An 893-nucleotide genomic window follows, 5' to 3' on the forward strand; every position below is an offset into this window, starting at 1 on the left:
GGGTTTTGTTTGGGGGTTGGTGATCAGAATCTATATAGCAACCTAAATAACAACCAATAGATAGACTGACCTTATAGCACTTAATTAAATCCACTATTTTGTTATCTGTTTTTGGCCAATCGTGATGGTGCATTTACATAAATCTGACATGGGTATTCTTTGTGTTTATTTTTATTATAATTTAGGCTCTGTTATCTCAAATAATACTTTAAAAAATAAAATCAGTTTTTTATTACCATGAGTTGTGTTATATTTAATAAGTTATGATAAATAGTTAATGTAATAAAGTGATTTTAGATCTAGAAAGGGTATGACCCATAAAAAACACCAACAAAACAATGAACAACACACGGCTTGGCACAGCCATTTTATCAATACTCGTTTTATCACCATCGTGGTTGCACACCCCTGCCCATGCAGAGCCAATGGGCATATTACCAAAGGGTGAAGGCGTCATTTATCAAAATGAATTGGGTATTCAAACGGTGCGTAAAACTTTTAGCAAAGACACCCCGATGAAGTGTCATAATCACCCAAACGACATTGTTACCTTGACTGTTACCAATGGTTTGGCACAGGTTATTAAATGGTCAAGAAGCACATACGCTGTCTTCAGGTGATGTGCTTATTTTTGATGGCAAGCATGACATTGAAGGCACCTTTTTAGCAACGACAATGGTGGTGGTAACCTTGGTATCCAAAGATAAAACCGCAAACAATCACTTAAAGCCAGCACATCACCATCATCATGCTCATTAAAACATACCATAAAAAACAGCAGTAAAAACACGCCAAGCTCATCAAAAGCTTGGTGTGCGTCTGTTATGACCATTTATGACCGTTTATGAGTGTTATGACCGTCATTCAACTGGCTCATCACCATAGTACTTAAC

Annotated in this window: 2 protein-coding genes; one reads left to right on the plus strand and one right to left on the minus strand. The window is 36.6% G+C overall.

The window, feature by feature from the left end:
* Nucleotides 1-274 precede the first annotated feature (274 nt).
* Nucleotides 275-457: a hypothetical protein gene (locus A4U55_RS05250; protein WP_042510474.1), complete on the minus strand. Its 183-nt coding sequence runs from the start codon at nt 455-457 to the stop codon at nt 275-277.
* Between the two features lie 107 nt (nt 458-564).
* On the opposite strand from A4U55_RS05250, the gene A4U55_RS09110 reads away from it, so the two are divergent.
* Nucleotides 565-759, plus strand: coding sequence for a hypothetical protein (locus tag A4U55_RS09110; protein ID WP_003658448.1), 195 nt, complete (start codon nt 565-567; stop codon nt 757-759).
* The last annotated feature ends 134 nt before the right edge of the window (nt 760-893 follow it).

It is taken from the genome of Moraxella catarrhalis (genome assembly GCF_001632285.1).
Taxonomy (GTDB): Bacteria; Pseudomonadota; Gammaproteobacteria; order Pseudomonadales; family Moraxellaceae; genus Moraxella; species Moraxella catarrhalis.